General features: G+C 66.7%; 13 protein-coding genes and 1 pseudogene. 5 read left to right on the top strand and 9 right to left on the bottom strand.

Annotated elements, in window-relative coordinates; genetic code table 11:
- Window positions 1-56: 56 nt before the first annotated feature.
- Complete coding sequence (locus G015_RS0103180; protein WP_018137916.1) at window positions 57-473, top strand: ABZJ_00895 family protein; 417 nt, start codon at window positions 57-59, stop codon at window positions 471-473.
- Here the strand turns inward: G015_RS0103180 and G015_RS0103175 are convergent.
- From G015_RS0103175 to budA, 9 genes and pseudogenes are all read right to left on the bottom strand, one after another.
- Entirely contained in the window at window positions 470-2,155 is a 1,686-nt protein-coding gene (locus tag G015_RS0103175; RefSeq protein WP_018649107.1) for an alpha/beta-hydrolase family protein, read from the bottom strand. The genes G015_RS0103180 and G015_RS0103175 overlap by 4 nt on opposite strands.
- Window positions 2,156-2,251: 96 nt before the next feature.
- Entirely contained in the window at window positions 2,252-2,671 is a 420-nt protein-coding gene (locus tag G015_RS0103170) for a hypothetical protein (RefSeq protein ID WP_018993224.1), read from the bottom strand.
- A gap of 171 nt (window positions 2,672-2,842) precedes the next feature.
- Window positions 2,843-3,157, bottom strand: a pseudogene (locus G015_RS13875) (DUF302 domain-containing protein); the annotation flags it as partial.
- Between the two features lie 270 nt (window positions 3,158-3,427).
- Window positions 3,428-3,595: a hypothetical protein gene (locus tag G015_RS14280; protein WP_020146145.1), complete on the bottom strand. Its 168-nt coding sequence runs from the start codon at window positions 3,593-3,595 to the stop codon at window positions 3,428-3,430.
- 19 nt (window positions 3,596-3,614) lie between these two features.
- Window positions 3,615-3,977, bottom strand: coding sequence for a group 1 truncated hemoglobin (locus G015_RS0103155; RefSeq protein ID WP_020146144.1), 363 nt, complete (start codon window positions 3,975-3,977; stop codon window positions 3,615-3,617).
- A gap of 21 nt (window positions 3,978-3,998) precedes the next feature.
- Complete coding sequence (locus G015_RS0103150; RefSeq protein WP_020146143.1) at window positions 3,999-5,087, bottom strand: class I SAM-dependent methyltransferase; 1,089 nt, start codon at window positions 5,085-5,087, stop codon at window positions 3,999-4,001.
- A 189-nt stretch (window positions 5,088-5,276) separates the two neighbouring features.
- Window positions 5,277-6,149 carry a helix-turn-helix domain-containing protein gene (locus G015_RS0103145; protein ID WP_020146142.1) on the bottom strand — a complete coding sequence of 291 codons (873 nt, stop codon included), beginning with the start codon at window positions 6,147-6,149 and terminating at the stop codon, window positions 5,277-5,279.
- 100 nt (window positions 6,150-6,249) lie between these two features.
- A complete protein-coding gene (locus tag G015_RS0103140; RefSeq protein WP_018138894.1) occupies window positions 6,250-6,648 on the bottom strand; it encodes a hypothetical protein in 399 nt (132 codons plus the stop codon).
- Between the two features lie 78 nt (window positions 6,649-6,726).
- Complete coding sequence (gene budA / locus G015_RS0103135) at window positions 6,727-7,539, bottom strand: acetolactate decarboxylase (protein ID WP_018138895.1); 813 nt, start codon at window positions 7,537-7,539, stop codon at window positions 6,727-6,729.
- Window positions 7,540-7,686: 147 nt separating this feature from the next.
- Here budA and gshA point away from each other — a divergent pair, with 147 nt between their 5' ends.
- From gshA to G015_RS0103115, 4 genes are all read left to right on the top strand, one after another.
- Window positions 7,687-9,273, top strand: a complete 1,587-nt coding sequence (gene gshA / locus G015_RS0103130) for a glutamate--cysteine ligase (protein ID WP_020146141.1) — start codon at window positions 7,687-7,689, stop codon at window positions 9,271-9,273.
- A 138-nt stretch (window positions 9,274-9,411) separates the two neighbouring features.
- A complete protein-coding gene (locus G015_RS0103125) occupies window positions 9,412-10,428 on the top strand; it encodes a glutathione S-transferase family protein (RefSeq protein ID WP_018993218.1) in 1,017 nt (338 codons plus the stop codon).
- A gap of 76 nt (window positions 10,429-10,504) precedes the next feature.
- Window positions 10,505-11,620 (top strand): efflux RND transporter periplasmic adaptor subunit, encoded by a 1,116-nt coding sequence (locus G015_RS0103120; RefSeq protein ID WP_020146140.1) that lies wholly within the window; start codon window positions 10,505-10,507, stop codon window positions 11,618-11,620.
- A complete protein-coding gene (locus G015_RS0103115) occupies window positions 11,617-14,775 on the top strand; it encodes an efflux RND transporter permease subunit (RefSeq protein WP_020146139.1) in 3,159 nt (1,052 codons plus the stop codon). Before G015_RS0103120 ends, G015_RS0103115 begins: the two co-directional genes overlap by 4 nt.
- Window positions 14,776-15,366 lie beyond the last annotated feature (591 nt).

Here is a 15,366-nt window from a genome sequence, read left to right as displayed (position 1 = left end):
GATGTCATTCGGGCCGCACAGGATGGTGCGGCCAACGCACACCCAGGGAGGGGATCATGTCCATCAAGAATCTGCTGACGCGGTTTGTACTGCTTTATTTCTCGCTGTCGATTGCGGCAATGGTGGTGATTGCGTATTTCGAGCTGGAGGAGCTCGGTACGCCACTTGGCATTGCGATACTCATGCTGGCGGTCATGTGGCCGTGCGAGGCCTTCGGGCGCAGGAACGGGCGCTATCTGTCGCGCTCCGAGAAGTGGCGGGTGATTGCGGTGATGGTGGCCGTGCTCTTGGGTACGCAACTTCCCGTTGCATTTCTGCTGGTATGGGCCGAAGGCAACGCACTGGACCCCGTGTTCCTCGGAATTTTGGGTGTTGTTGCGCTGTTGTACGCGGGATGCGTGGCGGGCGCGGTCAGCATCACCGGCCGCAATCTCCGCAAGCGCGGCCTGATTCCACAGGGGGCTTCCGACTAGTCGGCCAGGTGGCGCTTCAGCCACTGGAGCTCGTCTTCCGACCACTCCGTGGCTGTCACCGCCTGCCAGCTGTCGATGTAGTGCTCGGTGGCATAGACATGTCCGTAGCCGCGCGGTGCGGCATCGCCGATGGCCACGTCCACGGCCAGCTGCAGCATGGTGACCACCGGGTACCAGGTCAGGTCCGGCGAGACATCCGGGCCACGTGGCGACTGCATCCATTCGGGTTTGCGGTACAGCGCCTGTGGCTCGAAGAAGGTGATCGGGTCGCTTGCGTACTGCAGGTAGACGATGCGCATCGGGCCCCAGGAGGCGCCGGGGATGTCCAGATGATTCTCCTGATTGGTGAAGCGCACCACCGAGCTGTCGCGAAAACGCGGTAGCCAGGCCGGGGAATCCGGCTGGCGCTGGCGCGTGATGTCGCGCCAGGTCTCGCTGCGGAAGGGCGGCCCCGCCCACAGGGCACCGTTGAACGGGTCGCCGATCACGTCGTAGAGGTCCGCCGCGCGTTCGGAGTTTAGTGCGCCCAGGCTCAGGCCATAGAGGTACAGCTCCGGACGTGCATCCGCGGGGAGCTGTTTCCAGTAGCTGTAGATCTCCGCAAACACGGCCTGGGCCGTCTCGTGACCGTACTGGGACTCCGACATCAGCGACAGCCAGCTCGGCAGGTAGGAGTACTGCACGGCGACGGTTGCGATGTCGCCGTTATGCAGGTATTCCACCGGCGCGATCGCGCGGTTGTCCACCCAGCCGCGCCCGGTGGGAGTGGCCAGGATCAGGACCGAACGGTCGAAAGCGTCCACCCGCAATAGCTCCTGCAGGGCCAGGCGGGCCCGTTCCTCGATTTCCTCGGCCGCATTCAGTCCGACGTATACCCGAATCGGGTCAAAGGCCTCTTCACCGGTGAAGTCCGCGATGTCGGCCGCGACCGGGGCGTCGCCGATGAAGCGCTGGCCCTGGCGACCCAGGCCCTCTTCCCAGGAGACCAGCGATTCGGCACTGCCTGTGCGGGCGGGGTTGGTCGGTTGCTCGGCCCCGGGGTACTCGCGTACGTCGAACTGCTGGAAGCTGCGATCGGCGGTGCGCAGGCCGTATTCCAGGACGACGCCGTCGATCACGGCCCAGAATACTGCCGCGGCCGCCACCACGCCGATCACGTTCGACAGCCGGCGCGGGATGAAGCGCCGCAGGTGCTGCGCGAGAAACCGCACCAGCAACTGGAACAGTCGCCCGACAGCTAGGGTCGCGGCGAACACGGCCGCGGCGATCAGCCCCAGGCGGACCGGGAAGCCTCCGTCCACCGGCTCCTGATCCATCAACTCGCGGATGGTGTTCTGCCACTCGGTGGCCTGCCACAGAAACATCAGCACGATCAGTGCGGCCCCGCCTCCGGCGATCAGCACCAGTGTGTTGTGCACGCGCTCGCTGGGCTCGGGCAGCTCCAGGTAGGACCACAGCCAGTGGAAAAACACGCCCAGCCCGTAGCCCGCGGCCAGCGACAGCCCGGACAGGACGCCCTGCACGTCGTCGGTACGCGGGATCAGACTCGGGGTCAGCGAGGCGGCGAAAAACAGCGTGGCCAGGATCAGCCCCGGGATCGACAGCGACCCCAGGACACGTGTGGCCCAGCCGGGCCAGATGAAGCGCCGCAGGCGGGTTTGCAGACGGGCGACGACCGACATCGCGTATGCGGTTCCTTCGCGGGTGGAAAGCTTCATCCTGTCTGGCCCGCGAGACGGGTTCAAGTCTCCGTGACGAAGCCCCGTTTGCTCCGAGAACTACTGACCGTTCTGGCGCTGCGCGAAAGCATGTCGCTGGCGAAAGCGAAAGGCCGCTTCGACCATGCGCAGGGCCACGCCGAACAGGGCCACCTGCACCAACAGGCCCCCTGTCGCCGCCCCGGCCGCCAGGCCGGTGGCCAGCCCGAGTGCCATCAGCAGCATCAGGAGCGTGGCGGCGATGCGGCTGCGCAGCCAGCCGCCGATGACGGCCAGCAGTGCGACCACTGTTCCCTCCATCATCGTCGGGGTGTGCTGCATCAGCAGGCCGAGTGCGACGACGACCGCACCGGCCAGCGCCAGCACCCAGCCGGCGGCCCGGGCCAGGCGCTGTGCCTTTGCCACTCCGTCGACCGCCTTCAGCAGAAGCCAGAGGTCGGCGCCGGCCCCGGCCCAGTGGCGAGAACGTGAGTGCGTCATCGCGACAGCGTACAACGCGAAAGTGACGGTTCTGTGACAGGCAGTTTGCGCAATCAAACCGGCATCTCCTCAAGGGTCATTCCGGCTGGCGGGTCTCCGGACGGTCTCTGTCCGGAGACCCATGCCCGCGGCCAGGCGTGGGCCACCCCGCCGCGGATTGCTGGTGTGTGGCTACGGCGCATTGCCTTGCGGGCGCGGGCCCAGGGCATGGTCCAGCAGCGCCTCGAAGGCCGGCCCGGCGCGTTCCACTGCCCGCTCCAGGCTCGGGTGCGGTTGTAGTGTGGTCATGAATTTGGGGTGCAGTATGGACAGCTTGGTGACGTCGTCTTCCTCGTACAGCCCGATATGGCCGCAGGGCATCATCGCGCCGACGTGCATCCCGGCATCCAGGATGTCGGGCCCCAGGGGCAGATAGCAGACCTTCAGGGCCGTGATGTCGCCACCGGCCAGGCCAAACTCGGCCAGAAAGATCCAGTCCTCCTCGTTCTAGGGAGACGCTGATTTAATCGCACGTCCGCGTTGGTGCCCCCTGTTTTCCGAGACAAGGCGCGTCGTGCAGCGGGTAGTGGTTCTACCCGCAAGCGGCGCAACGCAGGATCGGGGAACAGGGGGCACCAACCCCAAAGGGGCTCGGCCGCTTTTGCGCGCGCACGGCGTTGCGGCTCCCTTGTGCAGAATGACTGCACGGCGGTCACCGCGCCTTGTTCGCACGCAAAAGCGACTCGAGCGCGGACGCGCGATTAAATCAGCGTCTCCCTAGGCAAACTCGCGGACGGTCCGCGCCAGTTCCTCGCGGGATTGTTCGGTGTCGCGAATGATGAAGTGGTCGTCGGGTTCGGCTGCAATCGCCGGGGCGGTCAGGGCCAGGGTCGCGGCGACTGCGACCGACAGCGCAAGGCCTGTGAAGGGTGAATAGGTCTTCATGGTTCGTTCCTCCGGGATGTCAGACCCGCACGATCTCGGGCTTTAGCGACCAGGAGATCATCAGCAGTTCTTCCTTCTCGCGCTGGCCGACCCCGTGTTCGTCCAGGGCCTCGACGATGTCGTCGACCACCGCGACGAATTCCTCTTCGCTGATGTTCATGCCGCGATGGGTGATCAGCATGTCGCGTCCGCTGTAGGCCTGCGGGCCGCCGGTGCCGTTGCAGATAAATTCGGTCACCAGGCGAATCACGTCATCGCGATCCGTGTTGGCGTAGCGGTTGCGGATGGTGGCGTTCTGCGTGTGCTTGTCGGAGATGGTCGTGGCGAGTTCGCGGATGCGCGTCTCGCCGCCCAGGCGTTCGTAGAGACTTGTGTCGGTCATGATGAATCCTCCTCGCGGGGGTTATCGGGTGGCCACGTACCAGTTGTTCTGCGGGTCATGGGCCAGTTGATGGACCTGGATGTCGTGAAAGCCGGCGCGCGTCAGGTATTCGCGGGCCCGGGGCTCGCCCCACATCGCGCCCAGTCCCGGGCCGCCCTGGGCGAGTGATACCGGCATGCAGTGCATGCAGGACACGGTGTAGAGAAAGGGGCCCAGGGGATGATCGAGATCGTCGCGGATCGCGCCGGAACCGCGGATGTCCTGCATCAGGTAGATCCCTTCGGGCGCGATTGCGCGGTGGATGCCCTCCAGGGTGGCCAGCGGGTCGGCCTGGTCGTGGATGGCGTCGAAGGTGGTAATCAGCTCGAACTGGCGTGCCGGCACGTGGCGATCGAGCGTCGCGGCGTCCGCCTCAATGAACACCGCGTTGTCCAGCCCGAGGGTCTGCGTCTCGGCACGGGCCTGCTCGATGGCCTCTGCCGACAGGTCGAGCCCCGTGAACTCGCTGCGCGGGTAGAGCGTCGCCAGCCGGTTGAGGATACGGCCCCTGCCGCAGCCGACATCCAGTACGCGGATGCCGCGTTCGAGGTGGTCGGTCAGGCCCGGCACCAGCGGCAGGATGTCGCTTTCCAGCGACGACAGGACGGACTGGCCGCTGTCCTCGGCCATCACCTCGTGGAAGCGGGCATAGTGTTCGTATCCGACGCCTTCGCCGGTATGGAAGGCGTTCACGATCTGGTCCTCCACGCCGCCCAGCAGGCCGATGTACTGGGCGAACACGGCCAGGTTGTCAGCCGCGGCGGCCCGGGTCAGGCAGGCGGCGTGTGCCGGGGGCAGGGCGAAGCGCGGGCCCTCCGGCTCCACGGTGACGAAGCCGCCGGTGGCCATCGCGCCCAGCCATTCGCGCACGTAGCGCGGGTTAAGACCCGCGGCCGTGGCGATCGCCTCCGCAGTCGCGGCGGGTCGGTCGCGCATTTGGTCGAACAGCCCGGTGCGGTGTCCGACCGAAAGCATCAGGCACACCGCGCCGTGGTTGAGGACCTCGATCAGGTGCTCGCCGAAGGCCTCGGCAGTCCGTGGCGTTGCTCTGGTTTGCGAGGCAGAAGACATGGGCCGGCCTCGGGGGTGGCGGATGGCTTTGTCTCGAGCCTAGGGGGCGGGGGCGCCCTGCGCTGTCAGAAACTTGCGCCGGGCGGCGCTTTCTTGCGGCAAATGTCCCGCCGGGGGCGTCCGCCGCTGGCCGGCCACCCCGAGGCGGGTGCGGGTCGAGCGAGGAAGGCTCGAAAAAACCGTGTGGCCCTATGCGGCGCTGCCCGCGTGGATGCGCCGGTAGGCCGCCGGGGCAACACCGAAGGCGCGGCGGAAGTGTCGGGCCAGCTGCTGCGACGAGTACCCGGTGGCGCTGGCGATCTCGGTAACGCTCAGGGGGGTGCGGACCAGCAAGTCGCGGGCCCGCTCCAGGCGCAGGCGCGTGAGGTACCGATGTGGTGGCTGGCCATGCGTCTCGCGAAAGGCGCGCGCGAAGTGCCAGGGTGACAGACCGGTGAGGGCGGCCAGGTCGCCCAGTGTGACGCGGTGATCCAGATGGCCGCGCATGTATTCGATGACCCGTGCCGACTGGTGCGGCGCGAGACTCGCTCGCCGTGACGCCAGTTCCTGGTGCTGATCCGCGAGGCGGGCGAGGCGCACGACCAGCACCGCGATCATGCTTTCCACGAACAGACGTGCGGCCGGGTCCTGCCGCCCCATCTCCTGCCACAGCGCCGCCAGGGCCTGAGTCACCAGCGGGTCGGCCTGTGTGCGGGTATGAAGGGGACCAAAGTCCAGCGGGTCATCGGGGGCGCGTTCCAGGCAGGCGCGGGCGAGTCCCGCGGGTATGCCGACAAAACGCATCCTGGCAGGGTCGTGCATCTGGCAGTAAGTAGGAACGTTCGGTGGGATCACCACGAACTCCTTCGGGTCTGCCCAGCCGGAAAAAGCCCCGGCGCCGATGTCGCAACGAAAGCGAAAGGGTGCCCCGCAGGTGTCGCTGATCATCAGCTCGCGCACTGGCGGCGTGCTCATGCGCCCCGGCGGATGGGCGTTCTCGATCATCGGGATCGGCGGGTTTCCCCGCGCGCGGACCTCCTGCAGGAACGGCGCGTCGTGCCCCCGCGCAAAGAAGTCGAGCATACTGGTCGATCGTTGTGGCATCGTCTGCACCCCGTAACCTGGCTTATAGGCCATGGCGAGCCGTCGATCCACTTGTCACGGGATTCCCGTGACGGGGGGGTCAGCGATAGACCCGGACTTCCTGCTCCCGGCCCTCCACGCCGCGGTTGGCGCAGAACTCCTGTTCATGGCCGTCGGCGTAGCGGATCTCCACGTTGAAACCGGCCCCGGGCGGGTGGTTCAGGGCCACACGGCGGCGTTCTCCGGGGCCGATCTCGCCCTCGCGCAGCGATGACTCGGACAGGTCGTGCCCGAAGTCGAAGTGAACCGCGCGGATGGGGACCTCGCTGTCATTGTGCAGGGTGACCATCAGGACCCCCTCGGGCGGTCCCGGCTCGACGCCCCAGTGCACTATCCCGGCGCCCGCTGCCAGCCCGAGCAGAAACAGCCAGGCGGCGGGCGTGCGCAGGGCATCCACCACGATCTCGTCCCAGCTGCGGCGTTGTCTTTCCTGGTCCACGGGCGCTCCGATTACCAAAAATAAGAAAAGACTAATATGCAGCGCGGGCGCAGGCAAAGGCGCGTATGAACGGTCAGGTCAGTGTTCGGCCTCGTTCAGATCCTCGGATGTGTCCCGCGACAGGTCCGCGGTCAGATAGTCCAGTGTCATGGGCAGGCCCAGGTCCACGCGCGGGAGGTGTTGCAGTGCGATGCGGATGGATCGCGGACGGGCCTCCAGCAGGTGACCGCCGCAGCGGCGGTCGGCGTCCACGAAATGCAGGTGGTAGCCGGGCACCGCAACTGACTGCATGAACTCGGGGGTCCAGAAGCCGGCCATCGAACCCTCAATGCCCTCGAATTCGTACTCTGGCTGCTCGCGGGCAACCTCCACCAGCGGCCGGTAGGCGTCCTGGCGCGGGACCGAGCGGGTGCGCACGTAATCGAACACGCCATCCAGCCGGATCGCGTAGACCATGTTGTGCGACGGGATCAGGCGGTTGAACAGGGCGAGCAGCCCGTCGTAGTCCATCGGGGTGTCGATGGTTTCCTCGCTCCACGGGCGAAAGCGCGTGACGCAGGCGAAGGGCGTGCGTGTCTCCGGGCTGACCGCGTAGGCGCGGCCGTCCGAGCGCAGCTGGAAGACCTCGCCATCCAGGACCACCATCTCGCCGTCGAGGTCGTTGAAGGTCCCCAGCCCGAAATCGCCGCGATCGAGGATGTCGGCGATCGTCGTGTCCTCGCGATAAAGCCCCTCGACCAGGGCGTTCACCGGGGCCGAGACATGCAGGCTGGCGGCGGTCGCCGGCGTCTCCAGCCAGCGCTCTATCAGGGCCTGCGGGTCCTGGCCTTCGCGGCGGGCACGGGCGCTCAAGCGTTCCATCAGGTCATCGGGTAAATCGTTACTGGACATCTCGGTGGCTTCCGGTCAGCGCAAACGGTTGCCGGCAAGGTTGCGCGGGCGCTGGGCTTCCCGCAACCCCGTGCCGGTTGCATGTGACCCCGGGGGCGCATTCCGGTATGTTCGCCGGGTTTGCAGACAGGCAGGAAACGCAGCCCAGTGGGAACCGACGAACGCAATCTGCAGGGACTGGTCGCGCAGCTGGCGGAGCGCCTGGCGGGCACTGGCCTGCACGGGCGCATTGGCCTGGAGAAGGAGACCCTGCGCGTCGGCCCGCAGGGCTCGCCGGCCCTGACCCCACACCCGGCGGCACTGGGTTCGGCGCTGACCCACCCGAATATCACGACCGACTACTCCGAGGCCCTGCTGGAGCTGGTCACCCCGCCGTTCGACGATGTGCGCGAGACGCTGGGTTTCCTGCACGACCTGCAGGCCTTCGCCGCCGCCAATGTCGGCGACGAGACCCTGTGGTCCACTTCCATGCCCTGCGTGACCGCCGACGACAACGCGATCCCGGTCGCGCAGTACGGCACGTCCAACGCCGGACGCATGAAGACCGTTTACCGTATCGGGCTGGGGCACCGCTACGGGCGCAAAATGCAGGTGATCGCCGGGGTGCACTTCAACTATTCCCCGCGCCCCGAGTTCTGGCCGGCGCTCGCGGAGGTGCTGGGCGAACAGGACGACCGCGCGTTCCGCGACGAGCGCATGATGGGCATGATCCGTAACCTGCTGCGCTTCGGCTGGCTGGTGCCGTATCTGTTCGGGGCCTCGCCGGCGGTGTGCAATTCCTTCCTTGAGGGCCACGGCGCGGTGCTCGAGGACTTCGACGACGACACCTCCTACCTCCCGCATGCGACCAGCCTGCGCATGGGCGACATCGGGTACACCAACCGCAAGGAGGCGGACACCGGCATCAAGGCGGACTACAACTCCCTTGGCGGTTACGTCGACTCGCTGCGCTGCGCGATCAACACGCCCAGTCCCGAGTGGGAGCGCATCGGCGTGAAGGTCGATGGCGAGTATCGCCAGCTGAACGCCAACATCCTGCAGATCGAGAACGAGTACTACTCCACGGTGCGCCCGAAGCAGCCGCTGGAGCGCTTCGAGAAACCCACCGATGCGCTGGAGGCGCGCGGGATCGAGTACGTCGAACTGCGCTCGGTGGACATCAACGCCCAGCACCCGCTGGGGGTGGACGAGACCCAGCTGCGCTTTCTGGAGGTGTTCGCCCTGGCCTGCCTGCTGCAGCCGAGCCCACAGCTGGAGGCGGGTGAGCTGGACGCGATCGATGCCAACCTGCTCGATGTGGCGCACTATGGCCGCCGCCCGGGGCTTGCACTGCGTCGCCCCGGCGGCGAGGTCGCGCTGCAGGACTGGGCGCGCGAACTGCTGGCCCTGATGCGGCCGGTCGCCGCAATCCTTGACCAGGAACTGCCGGGCGACCCGTACCGCCGTGCGCTAAGCGAGCAGTGGGGCAAGGTCGAGCAGGCCGATCTGACTCCCTCGGCGCGCATGCTGGAGGACATGATGGCGCGCGAGGAGGGCTTCTACCGCTACGCCAGCCGTCTGTCCGCGCAGCACCGCGAGGCGTTTCGCTTCAACGGTCCGCTGCCGCGCGCCGAGACGCTGGAGGCCCTGGCGCGCCAGAGCCTGGCGGAGCAGGCCGCGATCGAGGCGGCCGATACCCTGGACTTCGATACCTTCCTTGCCCGCTACTTCGACGGCACGCTGCGCGCCTCCTGAACCTCAGTGTTTGGTTGTTGATTCGATATTTTCGAATCTTCAAGCGGAAACAACGCGATTTATCTTCGAATTTATCGACATGATAATCGAAGCCATCATCCGTAACCGTGGCGACTGGACCGCTACAGAGGGAACCCCATGAGTCTTCTGATCAACGGCGAACTGCGTGAGGGCTGGCTGGAAGAGGAGTCCGACGAGAACGGAGAGTTCGTGCGCCAGGACCAGCAATACCGCAACTACGTGACCGCCGACGGCTCCGCGGGCCCGCTGGGCGAGGGCGGCTACCCGGCCGAGTCCGGGCGCTACCACCTGTACGTCTCCTATGCCTGCCCCTGGGCGCATCGCGCGCTGATCCTGCGCAAGCTCAAGGGTCTGGAGTCGCACATCGGGCTGTCGGTGGTGCATCACTACATGGGCGACGCCGGCTGGTCCTTCGATGACTGCGACGGCTGCACCGGCGACCGCGTGCACGGCTCCCGCTACATGCACGAGCTCTACACCCGCACCGATCCGAAGTACACGGGCATCGTGACCGTGCCGGTGCTGTTCGACACCCAGACCGACCGGATCGTGAACAACGAGTCGGAAGACCTGGTGCGCATGTTCAACAGCGCCTTCGACGGCATCACCGGCAATACGCTGGATTTCTACCCGGAGGACCTGCGCGAGGAGATCCACGCGGTCAACGATCGCGTCTATGAAAATGTGAACAACGGCGTCTACCGCTCGGGTTTCGCAACCTCCCAGAAGGCCTACGATGCCGCCTGGGACCGCCTGTTCGAGACCCTGGACTGGCTGGAAGAGCGTCTGGCACGCCAGCCGTTCCTGGTGGGCGACCGGATCACCGAGGCCGACTGGCGACTGTTCACCACCCTGGTGCGCTTTGATCCGGTTTACTACAGCCACTTCAAGTGCAACCGCCAGCGCATCATCGACTTCCCGGCGCTGTCGGCCTACCTGCGCATGCTCTACCAGCGCCCCGGCGTGGCCGAGACCGTGCGCATGGATCACATCAAGGCGCACTACTACGGCAGCCACCCGATGCTGAACCCCAGCCGCATCGTGCCGAAGGGCCCGGTGATCGATTACAGTGCGCCGCACGGTCGGCCGCTGGGGGATCTCCCGGCCGAACTCCGGAACGCCGCGGAAATGTGACGGTCGTTACACTATTGGCGAGGATTACGCGGGCCCGGGCTTGCTCGGGCCCGCTTTTTAGCGAGGGGTTGGCTGGGTGAAGGCGATTGGCTGGTTGCTGGGGTTGGTAGCTGTGCTCGCGCTGGGCGTGGCTGCCTGGTACGGGCTCGAGGGCGAATTCCAGTCGAACAGTGGCGACGCGCAGGCCGCCGACGAGGCCCCCGAGGAGGCGGATCGCCGCACGCCGGTGCGGATCTCAACCGTGCAGCCGCGCACCTTCGAAACCATTGTCGAGTCCCTGGGTACCGTTCGCGCCAACGAATCGGTGCTGGTCACCGCGAACGTGACCGAGCGCGTGGTCGAGGTCCTGTTCGACGACGGTGACGAGGTCGAGGCAGGGCAGATCCTGGTCCGCCTGGATGCAGACGAGGCCGAGGCGGCCCTGCGCGAGGCGCGTGTTCAGGTCGAAGAGGCCGAGCGCGAACTGGAACGTGTGCGCGATCGCGTGGCCGATGGCGTGGTGACACAGCAGCAGGTGGACCAGCAGCGCTCGCGCCTGAGCGAGGCCGAGGCCCGGCTGGCGGCCGCCGAGGCGCGCGTGGCCAACCGCACGATCCGCGCCCCATTTTCCGGCCGGCTGGGCCTGCGCCAGGTGAGTCCCGGTTCGCTGGTGAGCCCCGGTACCCCGATCGCGGAGCTGGATGATATCGAGCGGGTGAGGGTCGATTTCGCGGTCCCCGAGCGGCACGCGGCCGCGATCCCGCTGGGTAGCACGGTCTATGGTCGCAGCGCGATCGGGGTGTTCGAGGGACAGGTCTCGGCGGTGAGCAACCGCCTCGATGTGTCGACCCGGACGCTGACGGTGCGCGCGACGGTGGACAACCCCGACTTCATCCTGCGCCCGGGGATGCTGGTCAATATTCGCCTGGCGCTGGATCCGGTCGAACGGGTCGCCATCCCCGAGGGCGCGGTTCAACAGGTGGCCGATCAGCACTTCACCTTCCGCCATCTGGATGACGGCACGGTAGAGCGCGTACGGATCCGCATTGGGCGTCGCATGCCGGGCTTTGCCGAGATCCTGTCCGGGCTGGAAACCGGGGATGTGGTCGTCTCCGAGGGCGTGTCCCGAGTGCGGGACGGGCAGTCCGTGCGCGTGCTGCCGCCGCGCGTGCCCGAGTTCCTGGAAACCGGCGAGGCCGGTGACGCGCAATGATTATCTCGGATGTCGCCAATCGCCGTCCGGTCCTGGCGATTGTCTTCAACCTGCTGCTGATTACCTTCGGCCTGATCGCCTACGACAACCTGCCGCTACGTGAATACCCCGACGTGGACCCGCCCGTGGTCACGATCGACACCGTCTACCCAGGCGCCAGCGGCGACATCATCGAGCGCGAGGTGACCCAGCGGCTGGAAGACCGGGTCGCGGGGATCGAGGGCATCCGCTATGTGGAGTCCACCAGCGAGGACGGCCAGTCCCGCATTACCATCGAATTCAACCTGAATCGCGACCTGGACGCGGCGGCCAACGACGTGCGCGAGGCCGTCAGCCGCGCGATGCGCGACCTGCCCGAGGATATTGACCCGCCGGAGGTCACCAAGGCGGATGCCGACGCCAACCCGATCCTCTGGCTGAACCTGTCCAGTACCACGATGGATCAGCTGGAGCTGGCGGACTACGCGGAGCGTCACCTGATCGACCGCATCTCGGTGGTGGATGGTGTCGCGCTGGTGCGCCGCGGCGGTGCGCGCAGCTATGCGATGCGGATCTGGGTGGACCGCGAGGCCCTGGCTGCGCGCGAGCTGACCGTAACGGACATCGCCGATGCCCTGGAACAGGAGAACGTCGAGCTCCCGGCCGGGCGTCTGGAGTCGGTCGAGCGCGAGTTCACGGTGCGGGTCGATCGCCAGTACCGCACCCCGGAAGACTTCTCCAACCTCGTGCTCAAGCGTGGCGAGGAAGGGCAGCTGGTGCGGCTGAGCGACGTCGCCGAGGTGAACATCGGCGCCGACACCGAACGCAGCGAGTTCCGCGGCAACCGCGAGGACATGATCGGCCTGGGCATCATCCGTCAGTCGAATGCAAACGTGCTGGATGTCGCCAACGGGGTGAAGGCCCTGGCCGCCGATCTGCAGGACAGCCTGCCGGAGGGTACCTCGCTGGTGACCACCTACGACGAGTCGGTGTTCATCGAGGGGGCGATCCGCGAGGTCTACATCACGCTGGCCGTGGCGACGGCGGCGGTCGTATTCGTGATCTGGCTGTTCCTGGGGAGCTGGCGGGCGACCATCATCCCGGCGGTGACGGTGCCCGTGGCGATCACGGCGGCCTTTATCGGCATCAACCTGTTCGGGTTCTCGGTCAACCTGTTGACCCTGCTGGCGCTGGTGCTCGCCGTGGGGTTGGTGGTGGATGACTCCATCGTGATGCTGGAGAACATCCACCGGCGCATCGAGCGTGGCGAGCCCGGTCTGCTGGCGGCCTATCGTGGCGCCGGGCAGGTGGGCTTCGCGATCGTCGCGACCACCTCGGTGCTGATTGCGGTGTTTGTGCCGCTGGCCTTCCTCGAGGGCACGGTCGGGCGTCTGTTCACCGAGTTTGCGATCGCGATGGCGATCGCCGTGTTCTTCTCCAGCCTGGTCGCGCTCACCCTCGCGCCCGTGCTGTCCGGGCGGCTGATGCACAAGGGCGACGATGACACCGGCGCGGCGCGCTTTATCAGTCGCGGCTTTTCCTACCTGGAACGCGGTTACGGGCGTGCGCTGCAGACCGGCCTTAAGGGAGCCTGGCTGATCGTGCCGATCCTGGCGCTCGTGCTCGCGGCCGCCTGGTATCTGTTCGACACCCTGCCCGAGGAGTTTGCACCGCAGGAGGATCGCGGTGCCTTCTTCGTGATGGTCGACGGCCCGGAGGGGGCCAATTTCGACTACATGAGCCGTCAGATGGCCGAGATCGAGACGCGCATCCAGCCCCTGATCGAGGACGGTCCCATTCGCCGGGCCCTGGTGCGTACGCCGCGCGGTTTTGGTGGCTCGGAGCTGATGAACAACGGCTTTGTGATCGCCATCCTCGAGCACTGGGACGACCGCGACATGTCGGGACAGGAGGTGATCGACGAGGTGCGGGGCATTGTAGACGAGATGCCCGGGGTCGAGGCGCGCGTGGTCATGCGCCAGGGTCTCTCGCGCGGACGCATCGGTCCACCCGTGCAGTTTGTGATCTCCGGCCCGGACTACGACACCCTCGAGGAGTGGGGCGAGATTATGCGCGAGGCGGCCGAGGGCATCGACGGCCTCACCCGCGTGGATCTCGACTACGAGCCCACCCAGCCGCAGATCAATGTGCGCCTGGACCGCGACCGTGCCGGCGACCTTGGTGTGTCCATGCGCGATGTCGGGCGCACGCTGGACATCGTACTCGGGGGGCGCGATGTGACGACCTTTGTCGATCGCGGCGAGGAGTATGACGTGATTATCGAGGGCCTGACCGACCAGCGCCGCACCCCCGGGGATATCGACAACCTCTACGTGCGTTCGGCGGCCGGCTCCATGGTGCCGCTGTCGAGCCTGGTCACCTACGAGGAATTTGCCGGTCCCTCGTCTCTGGAACGCTATAACCGAGCCCGCGCTGTTACCCTGACCGCCGGCCTGCAGGACGGGATGACGCTCGGCCAGGCGCTGGATGCCCTCGATGCCAAGGCGGCCGAGCTGCTCCCGGCCGAGGCCGGGATCGACTACAAGGGAGAGTCGCTGGACCTGCGCACGGGCTCCGAGGCGATCCTGTTCGTCTTTGCGCTGGCACTGCTGGTCGTGTTCCTGGTGCTGGCTGCCCAGTTCGAGAGCTTTGTGCACCCGTTCGTGATCATGCTGACCGTGCCACTCGCGGTGGTCGGGGCATTACTGGGGTTACACCTGACTGGCCAGACCCTGAACATCTACAGTCAGATCGGGATGGTCATGCTGATCGGGCTGGCGGCCAAGAACGGCATCCTGATTGTCGAGTTCGCCAACCAGTTGCGCGACCGCGGGCGCGACTTCGACACTGCCGTAGTCGAGGCGGCGCGCATGCGTTTGCGGCCGGTGCTGATGACCGCGCTGACCACCGTGGCCGGGTCGATTCCGCTGATCCTGGCCTCCGGGCCGGGCGAGGAGACGCGCTTCGTGATCGGGGTGGCCGTGTTCTCCGGTGTGCTGTTTGCCACGCTGTTCACGCTGTTCGTGATTCCGGCGGCCTACAGCCTGGTCGCGCGCGGCACCACCTCGCCGCTGGCGACCACCCGCCGCCTGCACGACCTCGACGCCGAAGTCACCGACGTCGACGGCGAACGCCGCGGCGGCCACGCCTCATCCGCCCCCCGCGCCGAACCCTGATTTCCCGTTGCCGGGCCGCCTGTCTTGTTGTGGCTGGCCCTGGATCGGCCTCAGTGTTTACGTGCCTTTGGTCCGCATACTGCCGAGCGCTCACTCGCGAGCGCGCCGCGCCCGTTTTTGATCAACAACGGGCTTTCTTGCTTGCCCAAGAAAGTACCCAAAGAAGGGCACCCGGATTCCGCCCGGGGACCTTGCTCCAGGGCCCTCGGGCCGGCGGCGCTGAAACTCGCTACGCCTTTGGCTTCGCTCAGACAGTCAGCGCCTCTTTTCCGTCCCGAGGACCCTTCCGCAAGGGGCTTCATACGGGGGGATAAGGTCAAGACAACGGCTGGCCTGACGTTCCTGCCAGTGGATAGAGGCTAGGCATTCGGACATCTTGGCACGCTCGGCCTTCGGCCTTGGCGTGCCGCGCCCGCCAGCGGGCGCCAGACCCCCTCGTAGGATGCGGATGAGCGCAGCGAATCGCATCAGGGTTGCCCCGACGCCGGACCGGTGCGTTTCGCTGCGCTCAACCGCACCCTACAGCTCGGGGCTACCGCCTGTTTTGACCTTCCCTCCCGATATGAGCCCCTTGTGGAGGGCGTGACAGGC

The organism is Thioalkalivibrio sp. ALJ15 (genome assembly GCF_000383695.1).
Classification (GTDB): domain Bacteria; phylum Pseudomonadota; class Gammaproteobacteria; order Ectothiorhodospirales; family Ectothiorhodospiraceae; genus Thioalkalivibrio.
The sequence above is the reverse complement of the archived record's forward strand: the minus strand, read 5'-3'. Positions and strand labels throughout refer to the sequence as shown.

Coding starts and splice junctions, on each gene's coding strand:
- G015_RS0103155 (WP_020146144.1), bottom strand. CDS start 3,977: ATGACCGACACAAGTCTCTACGAACGCCTGGGCGGCGAGACGCGCATC.
- G015_RS14280 (WP_020146145.1), bottom strand. CDS start 3,595: ATGAAGACCTATTCACCCTTCACAGGCCTTGCGCTGTCGGTCGCAGTC.
- G015_RS0103175 (WP_018649107.1), bottom strand. CDS start 2,155: ATGTCGGTCGTCGCCCGTCTGCAAACCCGCCTGCGGCGCTTCATCTGG.
- G015_RS0103170 (WP_018993224.1), bottom strand. CDS start 2,671: ATGACGCACTCACGTTCTCGCCACTGGGCCGGGGCCGGCGCCGACCTC.
- budA (WP_018138895.1), bottom strand. CDS start 7,539: ATGTCCAGTAACGATTTACCCGATGACCTGATGGAACGCTTGAGCGCC.
- G015_RS0103145 (WP_020146142.1), bottom strand. CDS start 6,149: ATGCTCGACTTCTTTGCGCGGGGGCACGACGCGCCGTTCCTGCAGGAG.
- G015_RS0103115 (WP_020146139.1), top strand. CDS start 11,617: ATGATTATCTCGGATGTCGCCAATCGCCGTCCGGTCCTGGCGATTGTC.
- G015_RS0103125 (WP_018993218.1), top strand. CDS start 9,412: ATGAGTCTTCTGATCAACGGCGAACTGCGTGAGGGCTGGCTGGAAGAG.
- G015_RS0103180 (WP_018137916.1), top strand. CDS start 57: ATGTCCATCAAGAATCTGCTGACGCGGTTTGTACTGCTTTATTTCTCG.
- G015_RS0103150 (WP_020146143.1), bottom strand. CDS start 5,087: ATGTCTTCTGCCTCGCAAACCAGAGCAACGCCACGGACTGCCGAGGCC.